17 protein-coding genes are annotated in these 18,805 nt (G+C 48.2%); 11 read left to right on the forward strand and 6 right to left on the reverse strand.

What is annotated here, in order from left to right; all coding sequences use genetic code 11:
- Window positions 1–14: 14 nt before the first annotated feature.
- From H7T88_RS27975 to H7T88_RS27995, 6 genes are all read right to left on the reverse strand, one after another.
- Window positions 15–944: a TetR/AcrR family transcriptional regulator gene (locus H7T88_RS27975; protein ID WP_221791663.1), complete on the reverse strand. Its 930-nt coding sequence runs from the start codon at window positions 942–944 to the stop codon at window positions 15–17.
- Between the two features lie 1,109 nt (window positions 945–2,053).
- Window positions 2,054–2,185, reverse strand: coding sequence for a hypothetical protein (locus H7T88_RS28950; protein ID WP_260511197.1), 132 nt, complete (start codon window positions 2,183–2,185; stop codon window positions 2,054–2,056).
- Between the two features lie 293 nt (window positions 2,186–2,478).
- Window positions 2,479–2,793, reverse strand: a complete 315-nt coding sequence (locus tag H7T88_RS27980) for a DMT family transporter (protein WP_090922789.1) — start codon at window positions 2,791–2,793, stop codon at window positions 2,479–2,481.
- Window positions 2,793–3,149, reverse strand: a complete 357-nt coding sequence (locus tag H7T88_RS27985) for a DMT family transporter (RefSeq protein WP_090922791.1) — start codon at window positions 3,147–3,149, stop codon at window positions 2,793–2,795. The genes H7T88_RS27980 and H7T88_RS27985 overlap by 1 nt, the downstream gene beginning before the upstream one ends.
- A gap of 5 nt (window positions 3,150–3,154) precedes the next feature.
- Window positions 3,155–3,769 (reverse strand): TetR/AcrR family transcriptional regulator, encoded by a 615-nt coding sequence (locus H7T88_RS27990; protein ID WP_221791665.1) that lies wholly within the window; start codon window positions 3,767–3,769, stop codon window positions 3,155–3,157.
- Between the two features lie 289 nt (window positions 3,770–4,058).
- Window positions 4,059–5,555 carry a phospholipase D family protein gene (locus H7T88_RS27995; RefSeq protein ID WP_260511198.1) on the reverse strand — a complete coding sequence of 499 codons (1,497 nt, stop codon included), beginning with the start codon at window positions 5,553–5,555 and terminating at the stop codon, window positions 4,059–4,061.
- Window positions 5,556–5,771: 216 nt separating this feature from the next.
- On the opposite strand from H7T88_RS27995, the gene H7T88_RS29100 reads away from it, so the two are divergent.
- The 11 genes from H7T88_RS29100 (at window position 5,772) to H7T88_RS28050 (ending at window position 18,738) form a co-directional block, all read left to right on the forward strand.
- Window positions 5,772–6,698, forward strand: a complete 927-nt coding sequence (locus tag H7T88_RS29100) for a MerR family transcriptional regulator (protein WP_221791667.1) — start codon at window positions 5,772–5,774, stop codon at window positions 6,696–6,698.
- A gap of 294 nt (window positions 6,699–6,992) precedes the next feature.
- Window positions 6,993–8,543, forward strand: a complete 1,551-nt coding sequence (locus tag H7T88_RS28005; protein WP_221791669.1) for a phytoene desaturase family protein — start codon at window positions 6,993–6,995, stop codon at window positions 8,541–8,543.
- On the forward strand, window positions 8,540–10,003 hold the full coding sequence (locus H7T88_RS28010) for a phytoene desaturase family protein (protein WP_221791670.1): 1,464 nt from the start codon (window positions 8,540–8,542) through the stop codon (window positions 10,001–10,003). The genes H7T88_RS28005 and H7T88_RS28010 overlap by 4 nt, the downstream gene beginning before the upstream one ends.
- Window positions 10,000–10,872, forward strand: a complete 873-nt coding sequence (locus tag H7T88_RS28015) for a phytoene/squalene synthase family protein (protein WP_221791671.1) — start codon at window positions 10,000–10,002, stop codon at window positions 10,870–10,872. Before H7T88_RS28010 ends, H7T88_RS28015 begins: the two co-directional genes overlap by 4 nt.
- A complete protein-coding gene (locus H7T88_RS28020; protein WP_221791672.1) occupies window positions 10,872–11,639 on the forward strand; it encodes a carotenoid biosynthesis protein in 768 nt (255 codons plus the stop codon). Before H7T88_RS28015 ends, H7T88_RS28020 begins: the two co-directional genes overlap by 1 nt.
- Entirely contained in the window at window positions 11,608–12,381 is a 774-nt protein-coding gene (locus H7T88_RS28025; RefSeq protein WP_221791673.1) for a lysophospholipid acyltransferase family protein, read from the forward strand. Before H7T88_RS28020 ends, H7T88_RS28025 begins: the two co-directional genes overlap by 32 nt.
- 1 nt (window position 12,382) lies before the next feature.
- Window positions 12,383–13,543: a glycosyltransferase family 2 protein gene (locus H7T88_RS28030; RefSeq protein ID WP_260511199.1), complete on the forward strand. Its 1,161-nt coding sequence runs from the start codon at window positions 12,383–12,385 to the stop codon at window positions 13,541–13,543.
- 113 nt (window positions 13,544–13,656) lie between these two features.
- Window positions 13,657–15,177, forward strand: coding sequence for a phytoene desaturase family protein (locus H7T88_RS28035; RefSeq protein WP_221791679.1), 1,521 nt, complete (start codon window positions 13,657–13,659; stop codon window positions 15,175–15,177).
- A gap of 534 nt (window positions 15,178–15,711) precedes the next feature.
- Complete coding sequence (gene fni / locus H7T88_RS28040; protein WP_154891332.1) at window positions 15,712–16,779, forward strand: type 2 isopentenyl-diphosphate Delta-isomerase; 1,068 nt, start codon at window positions 15,712–15,714, stop codon at window positions 16,777–16,779.
- A gap of 359 nt (window positions 16,780–17,138) precedes the next feature.
- Complete coding sequence (locus tag H7T88_RS28045; RefSeq protein ID WP_221791674.1) at window positions 17,139–17,417, forward strand: hypothetical protein; 279 nt, start codon at window positions 17,139–17,141, stop codon at window positions 17,415–17,417.
- A gap of 274 nt (window positions 17,418–17,691) precedes the next feature.
- A complete protein-coding gene (locus H7T88_RS28050) occupies window positions 17,692–18,738 on the forward strand; it encodes a toll/interleukin-1 receptor domain-containing protein (protein WP_221791675.1) in 1,047 nt (348 codons plus the stop codon).
- Window positions 18,739–18,805: the final 67 nt, after the last annotated feature.

Here is an 18,805-nt window from a genome sequence, read left to right on the forward strand (position 1 = left end):
TCTGTTTCTCCTGTTTATGTGTGTGACGAGTCAGTCTGGATAAACCGGTTATACATGGTATCCATAATGTGCTGAAGCTCGGAGTGCATCGGTTCAAGGATAGTTATCCCTTCCAGGTTACGCATCATGCCGAGAATGATGGCACGCCTTGGCGTAAATTCCATGATCTCTTGCCTCAGTATGGCAATGGTCTCAAGCACATCATTTTTTGACTGACCGGCGGGCAGGTCGCTTGATGCGATATCTTGCATCTGTTTCAGAATATGGACGGGATGCCGCAACATGGTTGCATCTAGTTGGGGTTCAGCAATCCAGGCAGGCCACTGATCCAGCGGAATCAGAGGTTCAGGCCGATGCTGGAGGCAGCCCTGTGCTGCATAATCCATCATTTGCAAAAGATGCGTAGCCATCTTATTGACCGTAAGAGAAGGCATTTCGGTAAACCAGATTTTGACGTACGACAGGAATAGTCCATGTGTCAGAAGGATAAGATCAATCGTATAAGGCTCGATCTCGGAGCCGTATAGATCCTCCAGTTTGTTTTTGAACCAATGCAATGTACGTATCTCAATATCTCTTTGCTGAGGAGTGCAGTGCTCCTTGCGCTGTTGTTCATCATCCATCATCATGCTGCGTAGTTGGACGCGTAAAAATTCCTTCAATTCCGCAACATGCGTTAGCAGCACCTCAATCTGTTTATGTAGCCGTTCTCTGGAGGTCAGGCTGCTCTCGTGTTCAATCTGGGACATCTCGTCCATAAGAATGTATACACAGTACTCCAGCGTACTGGCTTCCAGTTCCTCTTTGGATTTGAACATGAGATATAAGCTGCCTTTGGACATCCCGCATAATTCGGCAATCTCCTGCATGGAGGTTGCTGCGCTACCCTTAGCGGAAAACAGCTTGAGCGCTGTGGTGATGACCAGTTTTCTTTTTTCATTCATCCCATGGATCGGGTTCATTAAGGGTATGTTCACCTCACTGGGAACTCTTGAGTTCTTGAATTGACTTTGTGGTCAAACTAAGTATAAACGATGTGAATGAGGGATTACAAATGTGCACGGTGTAGGGGTGTAAAAGAGCCGAAAAGTGGACTGAGAAAAGAATCGAGAGAAGAACCCTGAAAGAACTCTGAATGAATCGAGAGAAGAACTGAGAGAGTACAGTACGCAAGCCGTAAAGCTGTACGTTGTACTTTTTGGAGAGGGAATGGAAGAATGTATAAAGGACGCATCGAAAACACATCAACACATCAAGAACGCATAACTCCCGCTTTAAGAACGCTTCAAGTATGTAGACTTGGCCGTACGACTGATCATCTTGTTGCGCCAAACTCATTACATCTCGTGCCAGGAGATGCGTGCGGTGCAACACAACGAAAACACATCAACATTCAAGAACGCTTCAAAACACCTCAACACCTCAACAACACTCTTAAGAACGACTCGAGAACATATCGAAAATTTATTCTAACGATCACAGCGGAGCTTATTTGAGCAATATTCATCCTTTTGAAATTCTAACGATCACCAGAAACCTTATTTTGTTGAAAACACAAGCTGGACGTCCATTTTCGCATCAAAATCCTGAAATAAGCTCGCCTGAGATCGTTAGAAATCTAAAACCTGTAATTTGGCCCAAATAGCGTTACTGGTGATCGTTAAAAATAAAATGCACGAACCACGCTACTTCGGAAAGGAAAAGAGAGAAGAAGAGAGAAACAGCGAATGAATATCGAAAATGAGGGAATTAAGCCAAGCAAAACAAAGCAAAACAAAGCAAAACAAGGCAAAACAAGAAAGAGTAAGTAAAGTAAAGTAAAGAAGTGAGGGAGGCGAGAAGTAGAGAACGAAATAGGGGCAAAAGCGAAGGAAAGCGCAAATAGAAAGTAAACCAACATAAATCGATATAAACTAAAATAAATCAGAACAAATTAAAGAAGATATAATACAGTTCAATAAAAGAAATTAAAATAAAAAAGGAATAAATGAAAATCCAAGTAAAGCATTGCGAGTCTAAGAAAAAAGAGCAAGTGAAGTAAAGAGAAAGCAGACTATACCCCTCCCATAAAATCGTATACAGCGATCATGATGATTACTCCCAAGAAAAAGAGATAGAAGAGTGCCAGTGCGATCAAGAACGAATAACCGGTATATGCTCCGATACGTACCAACCATTTTTTCATAAAATGCACTCCCCTTCTTTCCAATGAGCTTAATGACAAGGTCATCTCTTAGATTACATTATATCCCAAATCACCTGTTGTGTTTAAAAAATTTCACCTGAAATTTGTACTTACACAAGCCTACCTACACAAACCTATGTATACGAACGCACTCCACAATCGTATCTCCACAAACGCACCTCGACAAACGTACTTAAAACAATCGTACCTACAAAAAAAGACGACTCCCTGAGTGAAGTCGTCTTTCTGCCTGAAGTTGATAATATCCATTATATTGCACGATATTCATTACATTACGTAATGATCTTCAATCCTACAGCTGCTACCAAAATCATTGCAATGAACAGTAGTCGCTTCGCTTCTTTACGTTCACCAAACAGAAGCATTCCCGTCACCGTACTTCCCACTGTGCCAATTCCTGTCCACACCGCATAGGCTGTGCCCATAGGGATAGATGTCATCGCGTAAGATAACAGCGAGAAGCTGAATACGAATGATACCAGCATCAGGACAATGTAAGGCCAACCCTTACGCGTAGAAGCTCCGTTGATGCCGATGACTCCGAAAATTTCACAAATTCCTGCACCTACAATCGCAAGCCAAGCCATTAGACGGCACCTCCTTTAACCTGTGGTTCCTGCTTCTCTTGCTGATCCGTGACGAGTTTCAGCCCAATGACACCGCAGAGCAGCAGTCCAATCAGTAGCATTTTAGCCAAACGGAACGGTTCACCAAACAGTAGCATTTCGGTCAATACCGTACCGGCTGTACCGATCCCCGTAAACACGGCGTAGACCGTACCCACAGGCAGTCGTTTAGCCGCAGCAATGATCAGGCCGAAACTAATGACAATGGCGAGTCCCGTCAATGCCCATTCCCAAGCATTCGAAGCATGTTTTAGTCCGCTAACCCACACAATTTCAATAATGCCTCCTACAAAAACGTATAACCAGTTGCGGTTCATGATGTTCAATCTCCTTCTGGCACGATAAGGCGTGCCTGTTCATTCAAGCTGTGTATACCATTCCAAAAGACAGGCCAGGAAGCATCCAGCCGTCTCTTGTACCGACGTGAGCTTCCATAGATAATTTCAACAGTAATGCCATCGAGAAAGGTCATAAAAGCAATGGCGGCCTGCTCGGCAGGAATAGGCGGAACATCACCCTCGCGAATCGCTCGTTGCAACAGCCGTGACAATGCACGCTCCATACCGTCCAGAAATGGATATACCAGATCCATCACCTGGCTATACAGATCGGGCGGCGGATAATAACAGTTGCGTAGCATCAATCTGGCAGAGGCATGATTCTGATACTCCTGCTCAAACCACGTCAACAACCCCCGCAGCCGTTGTTCCAGTGGCAGGTGGGCGTGGTCACGGAAATATTCCAAGGTATGTCGCCGTACTTCATCGAATGCATGGTCCAGCGTGTGCATAAACAAGTCCTCTTTACAGCTAAAATGCGCGTATATAGAGGGTTTCTTAATCCCCACTTCATCAGCTATCGCTCTCAAGGAAGCCCCTTCATAGCCGTCTCTGGCAAAATGAAACAGGGCCGCGTCCCGGATGGAATAAGCAGTCATCACATTCACCTTCCTAACGGTCGTTAGGTAACATCTTTTCACACATTACATCCTCTGTCAAGCCAGGATAGAAAACAGAAAATACACCCGCCGCACATGAAGAGTGCAGACGGATGTATTTAGTTAAATGGGTGTATGGATTAAGTTGTGATCCGGAGTCTCTGTGTAGACTGAACGAATCATTTACAAAAAACGAAGAGGCCACCTGCAAGACAACCTAAAAGGTTCCTGAAAAAGAGAGTATCAGAAGCAAAGGCTTCGCTTTTATCACCGAATATACATACGTCAATCAGAAGGTAGTAAACCCAAGAATGAGCTGCAGTTTATACAAAATGCCTTTCAGGAAGGTGGTCTTCTCCTGGAACTCTTCCAGATTCAGAGTGAATTCGGCATCCTCATTTGTCCAAATGCGCTTGAAATAATTCGCAACGTCTAACGTAAACTTGTTGTCTGCCGGAGCTGCAATCCACACATTGTTCTCCAAATTGTAGTCATTCAGATTCCGGGGAGTGAAGTTGGTTGAGCCACCGAGCACGATATGATCTCCAGCAGCTTTGGCAATATACATCATTTTGGTATGGTACTGCTCCTTGGTCGTGTTATACCAGCGAATCTGGATTTTGCCATTCGATTTACCATGTAATTCTGCTGCTACAGGACGATTAGGAATGCCGATCTTCTCCTGACCAAAGGCGTTTTCGTTAGGGTCAAGTACAAGCCGGATATCGGTTCCTCGCTCCGAGGCATCCAGTAAAGCCTCCAATACTTTTGGTGAAGCGATGTAGAACATCCCCATCCAAATGGTATCCCCTTTTCCCACCTGACTCAGCTCATCCAGCAAGGCATCATTGACTTTGCCTTCGGTCACATAACGAAGGCGAACAGGCCGATCATTTTCATCGGCTTCCTCGGAAGACGGAGTGTGGGAGATTTCGTCATAGACAGGAAGCTGGCCCCCGCCCGATATATCTACAACAGCTTGCTCCGATTGAATGATATCCCCAATGATCGGACCGGTAACCTCAAAGCCAATGTTGGAGTGATAAGCGCTAGGGTCATGAATGTTACCTGATGATACAATAGCTGTTTTTTCGCTGAGAACAACCTTGCGGTGATTGGCCTTTACATTAAGCAATTTCAGATATGAACGCAATGTAACATCCGGGCCATCTGTTGCCATCAGGTTAGGAATCCAGCCTTTACCGGACTGACCAAACCACTGGAAGAACGTACGCCAGACTGCGGAATATACCGGTGTAGAATCACGTAGTGGATCAACATTAGTGATGACGACATGAATATCGGCCTGTTTCATCTGTTCCAGTAGCGGATTGGGGGCCGAGTTATAGTTGGTGTTCACTTCATCGGTAATGAACCAGATGTCCATATCGGGATGTTGCATTTTCTTGGCAAGGAGTGCATCAGTAAACTCCTGGCTGACAGGCGGAAAGTTCTGTCCCTTGTGCTGATAATTGTTGAACAGAAACATATCCACCAGGACAAATTGCTCGGCATCCTCAACCACCTGTTTCATCCGCTGAAAAATCTGCTGTTCATGAAGCATCTGTCCGTCGGCAGAAGGGTACGTGAGGTCATGAAGGAACTCGACATTCTTCACCCGATATTCTTGACTTTCATAAGAAATGCCTGGTGGTAGCGGTTTATAGGTCTGATAGAGCATAACAGCAATAAACCATAGGATAAGTAGTGCAATTGCTGTGCGTATGTATGGGAATTTGCCGCGGGAAGATTTGCGGTCAGAGGTGTTGCGGCGCAATGGGAACAATGTTGGACTCCCCCTTTCTGTACTTGCTGACGTTTATTACCACAGGTGTAGCGATGTTGACGCAGGAGGCAGAATTCGGATGTTGTATGAGAATCATGAGATTTTTACAGGTGAATCATGCAATTTGGATTGGATGAATCGACAGCTGTAGGGTCGTTGTGTATAATGAACGTATTATTTTTGTAGAACGTTTATGGAGAGAAAGTAGGTAATCACGTGTATTCCATCAAACAAGTCGCTGCCATGCTGGGCATTCAGGCGGTCACGCTCCGGGCTTGGGAAAATCGTTATGATGCGGTTACCCCTGAGCGGACAGAGTCGGGTTATCGCATGTACACGGAAGAGAATGTAGCGGATCTGCGCTGGCTAAAGGAGCAGATTGATCAGCATCAGGCCAATATCTCCGAGGCTGTACGCATGTTGAAGATCAGGAAAGCTAAAAGGCCTGATTCTTCTTCACCTGCGCCGATGGTGCACCCAGTACCCGTGATGGAAGAAGCTCATGCACAGATGGCCGATCAGATCTATGATTCCCTCTATCATTTTCAGGGCGAGCGTGCCAACGGTTTGATTGATTTTGGTTTCACGATGTACGGATATGACAGCATGTTTTACCATGTACTCGTACCGATCCTGGTTCGGGTTGGAGACGCATGGGAAGCAGGACGTGCAACGGTAGCGCAGGAACATTTCATGACGCAGTTGATCTCCCAGCGGTTTTATCAGTTTTTCCATCTGTTCCCGATCTATCCGCATCTGCCCAAAGTTCTTGCTCTCTGTCCGGAAGGGGAACATCATCAGGTTGGTTTATTGTTGTTCTCTTTATTTATGCGCAAAAATGGAGCGGAAGTCCTGTATCTCGGGGCCAATACGCCGGAAGAAGGGGTATTTCCGATTCTCCGCGAGCAGAAAATCAAACTGGTCTGTCTTTCGATTACGAGCCCCGGACTTGTGGAACCTTGTGATCAGCTGATTGACCGAATTCGGGACGAGTTCCCTCATATCCGTTTTGTGCTGGGCGGCAAAGGGTTTGAACGTGCGAAGCACGCTCGTCACCCGGAATGGATTATGCCTGAAGATTCGGCAGACTGGCAGTCCTGGATTGAACGGGAGTATTTTACGGATCGGCCACCAGGTGCCTAACAAGTGATAGGATAACAATTGAACATAAGGCGAATGTTGATGGAATAGATTCATATAGGACATCCTTTGATCCAGCGATCAAGGGATGTTTTTTTATGGATTATATAGATCTTTAACGTGTAAAAAACAATTAATTTGACCCGCGGGTCATTTTATGTTTTACTTGTCGTATAATATTTGTACACGATTTGTATAATGTTTTCGAGTTTACCCGATTAAAGTGTTTCATTGCGGTTTAATAATAGTTTAGGGGCTTGAGAACTAGAGATAGTCCTACATAGAAAGGTGAGTGGCATGATACCGAATCAACAACGCAAACGTGCAGCCGTCATTGGCGCAGGCCCGGGTGGGCTTGCAGCAGCCATGTTACTGTCCGGTCAGGGATATGAGGTTGATGTATACGAGAAACAGCCAGCCATTGGCGGACGATCTTCCCGTCTGGAGCTTGGTGAATATAAGTTTGACCGCGGGGCTACCTTTTTGATGATGCCTCAGTTGATTGAAGAGATGTTTGATGTGGTCGGACGCAAGCTCTCGGATTATGTAGATATGAAAGAACTGACCCCGCTGTACGCTTTGAACTTTGGAGATAAGGTGTTCACGCCTTCACGCAATCGGGAGGATACAGCAGCGCAGATCAAAGAGCTGTTCCCTGGCAATGAAGAGAATTACCTCCGGTACATGCGGGACGAAGAAGTGAAGTTTGGCAAAGTGATGCCACTGCTCCGCCGTCCGTTTGGGAAGCTCACCGATTATTTACGTAAAGATGCGATTACGGCTCTACCTAAACTTGATATAAATAATACGGTTTACGGCATTCTTTCCCGGTACTTTACCGACGAACGTCTGCGCTGGGCGTTTACATTCCAGTCCAAATATTTGGGGATGTCCGCATGGGATTGTCCGGGAACCTTTACGATCTTGTCGTTTATCGAACACCAATATGGACTGTTCCATCCGATCGGCGGCGTGAATCGGGTATTTCAGGCGATGGCGGATGTCGTAGAAGAGTACGGCGGACGTATTCATACCAGTACACCGGTGAAACAGGTTATTGTTCGCAATGGTCGCGCCGAGGGCGTACTGCTTGAAAACGGCGAACGGATCGAAGCGGACCATGTCGTGCTCAATGCCGATTTTGCCCATGCAGTGAACCATCTGTTCGAACCTGGCGTACTTAAAAAATATACACCCGAAAAAATGAAACAGAAAAAATATTCTTGTTCCACAGCCATGTTGTATCTCGGTGTAGATGGTGAGATCGACCTGCCACATCACTCGATTTATTTTCCGGAAGATTACCGGGTGAATGTAGACGAAATTACCAAGCACAAAATTTTATCGGCAGACCCGTCTCTATATGTTCATAACCCATCCAGGCTCGATCCGACACTCGCTCCGGCAGGAAAATCTGCACTTTATGTGCTAATGCCAACACCAAACCTTACGGGAGACATCGATTGGGAGGCGGAACGAGCGAAGGTGCAAGAAGACATGTTGAAGCGGCTCGAAGCGATTCCAGAACTGGCAGACATTCGTGGCCGGATCGAAGAAAGTATGCTGTTCACACCGCTGGATTGGCAGAATGAGCTGGATGTATACCAGGGGGCAACGTTTAATATGGCACATAATCTGGGCCAGATGATGTATCTGAGACCGCATAATCAGTTTGAGGAATTGGAACGCGTTTGGCTGGTGGGTGGAGGTACGCACCCGGGTAGCGGCTTGCCGACAATCTTTGAATCGGCGCGAATCAGTGTCAGATTGATTCAGGAAGAGGATGCACGAAGACGTACCAAGCCATCCTCCTACGTGAAGACTGCCCAAGCCGGAGGACAATCATGAAGCGGGCAGCTGTTGTAGGTGCCGGGATTGGAGGGCTTACCTCAGCGTTGCTGCTGAACCGTCAGGGATGGGATGTTACCGTGTACGAGCGAGGCTCTCGCGTAGGCGGACGGATAGCTTTTGAACAGGAAGGGGAATACCGGATCGATCAGGGGCCAACTATTGTCCTCCTGCCCGAGATGTTGCTTGGCATTTTGGAAGAGGCCGGTGTGGATCGCTCCAAAGTCGAGCTGCTACGCTGTGACCCGTTATACCGGGTGCATTATCACAGCGGACGTGTCATGACCAAGAAGACAGACCGGGCAGAGCAGACCGCCGAGATTGAACGGTTGTTCCCGGGAGAAGGCCGAGGATTCAACAGGTTTATGAAGGATATGGACACGTTGTTCCCCGCAGGCCGGGCAGCGTTTCTGGAACAGATGTTTCCGCGCAAAAGGGACTTCTTCACCCCTTCGCTCATGTCGCTTATGGGCAAGCTGCGTGCACACAAGAGTGTGCGGAAGGCCGTTGGGGATTATTTTGAACATGAAGAATTGCTCGATGCGTATTCGCTGCAAAGCTTGTATATCGGTGGATCGCCCTTTGGTACACCTGGGATTTATTCATTGCTTCCTTACGCCGAGCACGAATATGGCATCTGGATGGTGAAGGGCGGTTACGCGGCTCTGCCCGCTATTCTGGAGCAGGAACTGCTCTCTCGCGGCGGGAAGATCAAGCTGAGCACGGAAGTCACTGGACTGGAGATCCGCAATGGAATATGCGAGGGAATTGAAACGGCTGATGGTGCTGAAAAGGTGGATGCCGTAATCTATAACGGAGATTTTCCGAATTTGAGCGGGCTGATGAAGCAGGTACCGGAAGTACCCGTGAAACGTAAGCCGTATCGCCCTTCATCGGGATGTGTGCTGATCTACGCCGGAGTAGATAAACGGTGGGAGGATGCCACAACGCATCAGTTTTTCTTGCCACCAAGCCTGGATGGTAGTCTGCGCCAAGTTTTCAACGAGCGCCGTATTCCGGCGAAGCCATCATTTTACGTATTCAATCCGGCTGCGGTGGACGAAACGGCTGCACCCCCTGGACAGAGCGTATTGTATTTCCTCATTCCGGTACCGGACGCGGAAGGCGTGAACTGGGAACAAGAGAGTGAAGCGCTGGCAGAACGTGTGCTGGAAGAAGCAGAAGAACGAGGATTCCCGGGACTCCGTGCAGCATTGCAATGGAAAAAAGTACGTACACCTGCTGACGCCGCGCGTGATGGCTTATACGGTGGAGGAAGTTTTGGCATTGCACCTGTCCTGTTTCAGTCGGGTGTGTATCGACCGCAGCCCAAGCCGTTTTCGAAGATACAAGGTTTATATGCTGCCGGAGCATCGGTACATCCAGGAGGCGGCGTGCCCATTGTCATGCAAGGCGCTAGGATGGCTGTCAATCAACTCATGAAGGAGATGGGGAAATGAACGAAGCGATTTTAAGCAGGTGTGAAGAGTTGATGCAGAAGGGCTCCTCGTCTTTTTATCAGGCATTTAAAGGCCTACCAAGTCCCCGCCGAGAGGCGGTATATGTAATCTATGCGTTTTGCCGCATGATTGATGACAGTGTGGATGAGCCGGAGCAATCAACGTATACGATCCATGAGATTCGTGATTTATTTGAACACCTCGAAGAAGCGGAGGGGCACTTTATCTGGCCGGCACTGAGATGGCTGTTCAGCAGCTTCCCTCATCTGGACAAAGGCCCGTTTTTTCGTCAGATGGAAGGCCAACTAACGGATCTGGAAGTGACCCACTATAAAACGCTGGAACAGCTGGAGCACTATTGTTATCTGGTTGCCGGAACCGTAGGCGAGATGCTGCTACCTGTGCTCCGTAATGATAACGGTGCGGAAGTAGCGATGAATGGTATCGCACTAGGCAAAGGCATGCAGATTGTGAACATTATTCGGGATGTGGGTGAAGACCGGGCCAGAATGCGCCGTTATGTACCGCTGGAGATTATGGAGAAACACGGATACTCCGAACAGGACTGGGAAGACGGCATTGTGGATGAACGATTTATCGCCATCATTCAGGATCTGAAAGCGGCAGCGCTGAACTGGTTCCGGATCGGCATGGATCGTTTGGACACCTATCCGGTTGAAAGTGCCTTTTCGATTGAGTTAGCCGCGGCCTTCTATTCAACGATCCTGCACGCCGTGGAGCGTAACGATTACGATGTGTACACGAAACGAGCGTATGTCAGCGATGAATTGAAACTGGAGATGCTGGGCGCGATTGTGAAACGGTATCCGATGCTGGCGTATCAAGCTTCCCGAATGGCGGTATCCTGATGGTTCAGTGGGTGTACTGGGTATGGTACGCCATTGGTGCCATCCTCATGCTTACGATTGGTGTGCCTGAGGCGTTATCCTTCTCTAATGGGCTATTTCTTGTATTCTACGCGTTGTATGTGCTTGACCTTATATATCAGCAACATCGCCGATCTGACCTGTCCGACCAGTCAGTCAAGTGGCTACGGCCCGGTCTCTGGATAGCGTCCTTTATCATCTGGCTGGGCGGGATGGGTGTGGAATGGATCGGTGTACATACACACTGGCCTTTTGGCGAGTATGCCTATTCCGACTTCTTTGGCATCCATCTGTTCAGTGTACCGGTAACACTTGGATTCGCCTGGATCGCAGTCGTTGGCAACTCGGCGCTGATTAGCGGCGGTGGATCGACCTGGGGTGGAAAGTTGGTGCGAGCCCTCAAAACGGGATTTTGGGCAATTGTGCTGGATTTTGTACTCGATCCTGTAGCTCATGCAAGGGGATTTTGGGAATGGCAGGCTCCAGGCGGGTTCTACGGTGTTCCGTGGACAAACTACATCAGCTGGTTCATTATGGGAGCATTTCTGTCTCTCTTTTTGCCGGCCATGCCGAAGGATCGACATTCCCTACTGCGGGCAAAATGGTTGTACCAACTGTTTATCCTTCTGTTTGGCCTGCTTGCGCTAAAAGAAGGCATAACAGGCAGTTTCATCATTGCCATCGCAGGTGTGTTGCTTGCCGAGGGGAGCTGGCTGTATGATTCGCGCCGTAAAGTCCAAAGCGTTTGACCGAGTCTTCTCGCTGTACAACCATTATTATTTGTTGCGTAGACGTTTTCGTTCGTTTACGCTCTCGGGTTCGCTCGATCCACAAATCGTAGATCGTAGGGGCTTGGATGGAGTGTTGCCTATAGCGCCGGCTCAGCCTGTTGTCTATTTTATGAACCACAGCTCATGGTGGGATGGACTGCTACTGTATCATGCCGCGAAGCAAACTTCGCGCGGGGATCATTATGTGATGATGGAGGAGCGGCAGCTTCGGCAGTATGCTTTTTTTCGCAAACTCGGGGCGTATTCAATCAACAAGAACAGTGCATCGGGTGTTCGGACATCGTTGCAATATACGAATGAGTTGCTGGCTGCTGGCAAAAGGGTCTGGATATTCCCGCAGGGTGAAATTCTGCATCAGGAGGCTCGGCCGATTCAGTTTCGTCCGGGCATTGGACTCGTGCTTCGTCGTTTTCCACAGGCTATTGCCGTGCCAGTCACCTTATGTCATGGCATGGTTCAGCATGACCTGCCGGAAATTTCTATGAAAGCTGGTCCGCCGATCATGGAAGATTGGAAAGCATGGAAAAGTGAAGAGATTGCTCATCGGCTAGGGCATGTGCTCGAACAGCAACTGGATCATCATAGAGCAACGTTAATTCGGCTTGGACAAGGAAGTCTGCCAGATGCACAGCCTCTGATTCGGGGAATACGCTCCACTAGTGAAAAATACGATGCGACACGAAAGCGGGTGAACCGATAACATGAATGAGAGTATGCATGCATCTGAGATATTGTGGATGTGTCTGGTGGGAGGGTTGCTACTGCAATTGCTCTTTGCGGTGTGGAATGCCGCTTGCCTGCCCAAAGTACGATCATTCCGTAAGGTGAATATCGTGCCATCCGATCAGCTTGTTACGGTATTGATCCCCGCGCGAAATGAACGAATACATATCGAAGCATGTTTGGAAAGTGTGCTTGCCAGTGATACGAAGGATTTTCGCATGGAAGTGCTGGTGCTGGACGACCGCTCCGAAGATGAAACCGCCGCTTTGGTTCAGGCGATTGCCGAGCGAGACTCACGCGTACGTTTGCTTCGGGGTACTGAACTACCTGCGGGCTGGATGGGGAAATCCTACGCCTGTCACCGATTGGTTCAGGAAGCCCAAGGAGACTGGTTTATGTTCGTGGATGCGGACGTTCGGGTCAAGCCGGATGCCATTCGGCAGACTTTTGCTGCCGGGTGCGCGCAGGGCGGCGGGCTGGTTACCGGCTTCCCGTATCAGGTGGCGAAGACCTGGATGGAAAAGCTTGTTGTGCCCATGATGATGTTTACGATCATCAGCCATCTTCCTATTTTTATGATACGAAGGTCAGCAAGTCCGATGTTTGTCGCCGCTACGGGGGCTTTTTTGCTCATTCATCGGACAAGTTATGAAGCATCCGGCGGTCATGCAGCGATTCAAGGGCATCTGGTGGACGACATGAGTCTCGCCAAAGCAGTGAAACGTGCCGGTCATCCCGTGATGCTGGCGGATGTCCATGATGTGACGAGTACGCGAATGTATCAGAACGGTGCAGAAGTATGGAACGGATATAAGAAAAATATGTATGAAGGCATGGGGCGCAAGGACGTGCTGTTGCTTGGGACGATGCTGATGTACTTTGTGATGTATATTGTGCCGCCGCTGGGTCTGGTCATAGGGCTACTCACGGGCAGTGAAACGTCATTTCTGAATGGTTTCATAGGCACATTGCTTGGCATGGCTGTAAAACGGGTATCCGATCATATCGGAGGTCAGCCGTGGTGGCTTGCTCTTTTTCAACCGATTAGCATGGCGTGTGTGATTGCTATTGGTCTGGCCTCATGGCAGGCAGGTCGATCTGGTAAAGGGTATGTATGGAAAGGCAGGCGTTATAGCTGATGCAGAGTGCACAGGAGAATGGAAATGGTGACGGTTCAGAAGATACAGAGAGAGACCAAGGTATAGGAGAAGGTAGTAAAGGGGCAGGAATGTTGCTGGGAAAAGAGATGAAAATGGATAACGGGCACCGGGCGGAGGCCTCAAACGGGAACTTGAAACAGGATGTCATTATAATCGGGGCAGGCTTCGGTGGTCTGTCCTGTGCGATTCGCCTTGCTACGGCGGGCTTGCGAGTAACCATTTTGGAGCGTCAGGCGCATGTGGGCGGCAAGTTGCAACAGATCCAGCAGGACGGGTATCATTTTGACCGCGGGCCGAGCACGATTACGATGCCGGATGCGTTTCGCTCGGTTTTTGATCAGGCAGGCGTGGTGATGGAGAACTATGTGCAGTTGTACGAGCTAGAGCCTAGAACACGTAATGTTTTTGCGGATGGAACAGTGGTCGATCTGTCTAGAAATCGCGGCTGGATGAAAGAGCAGATTGCTGTGTACAGTCCGGAGGATGCCTTGCGTTATGATGCGTTTATGGATGAATCTGCCGCATTGTATGCGGAGGCGAATCGTCATTTCCTCGGTAAGTTGCTACTGAATCCGTCTGATAAATACAACCTTCAAATGCTACGCAGTCTGCTTCGGGTGCGGCCTACAGTCAGGCTGGATAAGTTGTTACGCAGGTATTTCAGCCATCCACACACACTTGCCATGTTCGGACGGTACGCCACGTATGTAGGATCATCTCCTTATCTGTCGCCTTCTATTTTTGCCATGATGGGTCATGTGGAAGCAGAGGTGGGCATCTACGGGGTCAAAGGCGGAACGTATCTGCTGATTGAAGGCATGACCCGGCTTGCGCAGGAAAAAGGCGTGCGGATTCTGACGGGTGTAGAAGTGCATCAGATCGTGACTCGGCATGGCAAGGTGATCGGCGTGGATACGGATCGGGGCTTTATGGAAGCAGAACAGGTCGTGGCTAATGGAGATGTGCTTAGTGTAAACAGGTTACTGCTCGCGCCGGAGCATCGGAAACGAATGAGTGATGCCCGGATTGCAAAGTACGAACCTTCCATCTCAGGATTCGTAACCTTGGCGGGAGTGCGCAGAAAGTACGATCAGTTATTACATCACACGGTCTTTTTTCCAGAGCAGTATAAGCTGGAGTTTGATGATATTTTCCGTGATCGCAGGATGCCTTCAGATCCAACGATATACATCTGTTACTCTGGTTACTCGGAAGAAGGTATGGCTCCGGAAGGGGCCAGCAATCTGTTCATTCTGGTGAATGCACCGTATTTGTCTCAAGCGTGGAACTGGGAAGAGCAGAAATATCGTTACGGTGAGTTTGTGCTGGAACAATTGGAGGCGCGTGGTATTGGCGGGTTGATGCAATCGGAAGTGTTAATTTGTTACACACCGCAACATATTGAACGGGATACACTCGCTCATCAAGGGTCGATCTATGGCATTTCCTCCAATTCGGTGAAACAGACTTTTATGCGACCAGGCAATCAGAGCAAAGATGTTCAAGGGCTCTGGTACGTTGGCGGTACAACCCACCCTGGCGGCGGAACCCCGATTGTTACGCTGTCCGGCCAGCTTGTGGGGGAGCGACTTGCAACGGAACTTGGGAGGTAGAGTAAGCGTGTGGAGGATCAGGTTTGCTGGAAATTGATGAATTTGATGAACTGAATAAGGCAGACTGGGGCTGACAAGACCCTAATGAGGTGAAACAGCTGCTCTGATATTGGACTGAGTTCGAACAAGTAATGCAGGGTTCAATCGTGCAGAATAGTTGTTTTGAGGCTGCAAAGAGTTGCATAGGTGCTCTGAAACCCTGACAAAATAGCGTTTGAGATGATGGGGTTTTGGAGTGTCCTTTCATTAGGTTGAGAGGAACGGTATACTGGATAGAGTTGTCCATTGATAGACACTACCCTATATGGTCTGTCTAAGAACCGAATGAATAAGCCGAGCGATTAACGACACAAGGATGATTTATTGAATAGGTGTGAGTGGATAGAACGGTGAGTGATTTCTCCCAGTCCATTGCAACCGCATTTTACATAGAAACAAGAGTTACAGAGCAACTCAGCATGGGGTAGGGAACAGGAAGCATAACAACGCAGATGAGCCTACCCTGCACATCATTCTCACATAGGAGGTCTCATCATGAACGAACAAGAGCGAGCCGGCAGACGGCTGCTGCCCGAAGTGGCAACGGGAGAACGGAAGCTGGAGCACGTGCGCCTCTGTCTGGAGGAGAATGTGGCAGGAGAAGGCATAACGAGCGGACTGGAGAAGTATGCGTTTCGTCATCATCCGCTGCCGGAGCTGGATTTTGAAGAGGTGAATCTGGACACTTCGTTCCTTGGCAAAAAAATGCGTACACCCTTGCTTATCAGCTCGATGACAGGTGGAAGCAAGACCACAGGCGCGATCAATGAGCGCCTTGCACGGGTAGCGAACGCCAGAGGCTGGGCGCTCGGCGTAGGCTCGATCCGGGCTGCCGTAGAGCAGCCGGAACTCGCAAGCACATTTGATGTCCGCCGCTGGGCACCGGACATCCCGGTCATCGCGAACCTGGGCGCGGTTCAGCTGAACTATGGCTTCAGCACGGCTGATTTCCAGCGTGCCGTGGATATCGCCGGCGCGGATCTGCTTGTGCTGCATCTGAACACGCTGCAGGAAGTATTCCAGCCCGAAGGCAATACGAACTTCAGCGGTCTGTACCAACGAATCGAGAAATTGTGTCGTGAACTGGACGTGCCTGTTGGTGTCAAGGAAGTTGGTTTTGGCATCGATGGCGTGACGGCACAGCGACTGTACGAAGCGGGCGTAGCCTTCATCGATGTGGCTGGCGCAGGTGGTACAAGCTGGGTACAGGTGGAGAAGTATCGCAACAATAACCCGGTACGCCGGGCGGCTGCTGAAGCTTTTGCCGATTGGGGCATTCCGACAGCCGAATGCATCCAGGATGTGCGCGCACTGAACCCCGATGGGGCGCTGATCGGTAGCGGCGGACTGTACACTGGCGTGGATGCTGCCAAAGCATTCGCGCTCGGTGCCGACCTCGCAGGTTTTGGTCGCTCCTTGCTCGAATCCGCCGTCACCTCCGACGAAGCACTGTCCGAGCGGCTGGAGCAGGTCGAATTCGAGCTACGCACCGTCATGTTCGGCATCGGCGCAGGCAGCGTTGCAGAGGTGAAGCGGACAGAACGTCTGGTGGAGCGACGGTAACGTTGGTTTAGTACGTGGTCGTCGAGGAGTCAGAGTGCAGAATCGAAGGTTGGATAGCGGAGTGAGTATCGGTATCGGTTCAAAAGCTCTAACGATCTCACAAAGCCTTATTTTGCACTTTTCGCGCTGTTTACAAATCTAACGATCACCAGAAGCGCTATTTAGGCGAAAACCACCAAAATCCGGCGAAAATCACAGCCTTTCAAGTAAATAAGCTCCCTGGTGATCGTTAGAATCTCAATGTGACCAAAAAGGGGCAAATAGCGTCGCTGGTGATCGTTAGAATTCGTGGAGTCCCATCTGGCACTCGTTGATTGTTCGAGGTAGGAATAGAATGTGTTACTGAAGGAGATTTCCTGGTGCGAACCCCAAGCTCACATGATTTCCCTGGGGGATTCGCACAATCTGCGTGGAGTGCATGGATTGAAATATTTACTGATGCATACGCTCCAGAGGATGATGAAGACAACCTAACCTCAATCCGTATGTTAAACGAACGAATTGGCAGATTTATTGTATTTCACGGCCAATGTATCAAAGAAAGAAGGCATGGAAACCGAAAAGGATGGTATCCGGGAAACGCTTATCAAAATCATGCGGGAAATCAACCAGGCATCGGAGCAACGCTTGCTTTATAACAAGAGGCCGTTAGTAATTGAGGATTTCTATCATCATCGTGCAAAAGAAGCCTTACATTTTTAGAAGTGCAAGACAATTCTCAACTACAGTTAGAATTAACCTAATGATTAAAGGTGGAACCCATAAGCAGCTCCACCCTTTTTTATTGCTTCAATGAGAAAAAAATGTAAACTATGATACTTTCGAAAGGCTCTCAAAAAAATATAGTCAAATTGAATATTATGGTATTTAATAGAGATAGTGTTTAATACTTTAATATGAGGATGATAAATATTGACAAAAATCTTTATTAGTCACGCTTCTGCAGATAGAGAGTTGGTTAATCCGCTCATGGATCTGCTGCAGACACAATTTGATCTTAGGAGAGAAAATTTTTTTAACACCTCGGATCAACAATTACGAGTTGGTGGAAATTGGGTTGAACAAATTCGTAACGGCATGCAAGAGGCAGACTTAATTATGCCTATCTTCACACCAAGTTACTTTCAAAGTGTCTTCTGCTTATGTGAACTTGGTGCAGCGTGGGTAAATGAAGAAAACCTTGTACCACTTATTGTCCCCCCTCTAACTTATAGAGCGCTGGATGATACCCCTTATAGAGCCATTACTCAAACAATTTCGCTAGGTAACGAGGAAGGGTTATCTCAACTATGGGATGCATTTATTGATCGAGGAATCGGCCAAAAACCCAATATGACCCGTTTTATGAGCAGAACCAAAACTTTTCAAACTACTGTTTTAGCACCATTCATTACTGAGATGGGTTCAAGAGAGGTAGTTACTGCAGGGTTAGTTAAAGAATTGCGTGCTGATCTGGACTCCACAAAAGGAGCATATGAAGAAGTAGAAAATGAACTTGATATCCTACGAGCAGAGAATGTACGTCTTCGGCAGATGAAAGATGCTCAAGATGTTCAGGTAATGGATGATGAGAAGATGGATGAGTGGGAGACTTTTATGAGAGCTGTTGAGGATGTGCATGATTCAATAGGCTCACTCTCAAAGACTATGCAAAGTGCATTATACAATACATTTAAGGGCTCCCCTTATATAACAAGTGATCAATTTGTAAAAAGTGAACTTGGAAAATTGGAAAGTGAAGGACTTATGAAATGGGAAGACGGTTGGTTTGCCGACCATGAGCATCCAACTGTTGAACAGGCAATAAATAGTTTAGATAAATTAAGTACTGTAATGAAAGACTCCAAGGAAATTCTTGAAGAACGGTTTAAAAGAGAGTATCCAGGTACGCGCTTTGGACTACAGTTTTCGCCATTTTGGGTGAATCTATTTGAAGCTACTATATTCGCCTCTGATTAATTTGAGGATGAGACCACAATATGTGGTCTTTTTTAATTGACGGATTGTCAAGCCAAGTGCGACAGTT

It is taken from the genome of Paenibacillus cucumis (ex Kampfer et al. 2016) (genome assembly GCF_019748695.1).
Lineage (GTDB): Bacteria > Bacillota > Bacilli > Paenibacillales > Paenibacillaceae > Paenibacillus > Paenibacillus polysaccharolyticus.

Excerpts from the sequence above, each read along its gene's own strand:
- H7T88_RS28020 (WP_221791672.1), top strand. The coding sequence starts at position 10,872 with ATGGTTCAGTGGGTGTACTGGGTATGGTACGCCATTGGTGCCATCCTC.
- H7T88_RS27975 (WP_221791663.1), bottom strand. The coding sequence starts at position 944 with ATGAATGAAAAAAGAAAACTGGTCATCACCACAGCGCTCAAGCTGTTT.
- H7T88_RS28010 (WP_221791670.1), top strand. The coding sequence starts at position 8,540 with ATGAAGCGGGCAGCTGTTGTAGGTGCCGGGATTGGAGGGCTTACCTCA.
- H7T88_RS28035 (WP_221791679.1), top strand. The coding sequence starts at position 13,657 with ATGGATAACGGGCACCGGGCGGAGGCCTCAAACGGGAACTTGAAACAG.
- H7T88_RS27985 (WP_090922791.1), bottom strand. The coding sequence starts at position 3,149 with ATGAACCGCAACTGGTTATACGTTTTTGTAGGAGGCATTATTGAAATT.
- H7T88_RS27980 (WP_090922789.1), bottom strand. The coding sequence starts at position 2,793 with ATGGCTTGGCTTGCGATTGTAGGTGCAGGAATTTGTGAAATTTTCGGA.
- H7T88_RS28005 (WP_221791669.1), top strand. The coding sequence starts at position 6,993 with ATGATACCGAATCAACAACGCAAACGTGCAGCCGTCATTGGCGCAGGC.
- H7T88_RS28025 (WP_221791673.1), top strand. The coding sequence starts at position 11,608 with ATGATTCGCGCCGTAAAGTCCAAAGCGTTTGACCGAGTCTTCTCGCTG.
- H7T88_RS28030 (WP_260511199.1), top strand. The coding sequence starts at position 12,383 with ATGAATGAGAGTATGCATGCATCTGAGATATTGTGGATGTGTCTGGTG.
- H7T88_RS28015 (WP_221791671.1), top strand. The coding sequence starts at position 10,000 with ATGAACGAAGCGATTTTAAGCAGGTGTGAAGAGTTGATGCAGAAGGGC.
- H7T88_RS28950 (WP_260511197.1), bottom strand. The coding sequence starts at position 2,185 with ATGAAAAAATGGTTGGTACGTATCGGAGCATATACCGGTTATTCGTTC.
- H7T88_RS27990 (WP_221791665.1), bottom strand. The coding sequence starts at position 3,769 with ATGACTGCTTATTCCATCCGGGACGCGGCCCTGTTTCATTTTGCCAGA.
- fni (WP_154891332.1), top strand. The coding sequence starts at position 15,712 with ATGAACGAACAAGAGCGAGCCGGCAGACGGCTGCTGCCCGAAGTGGCA.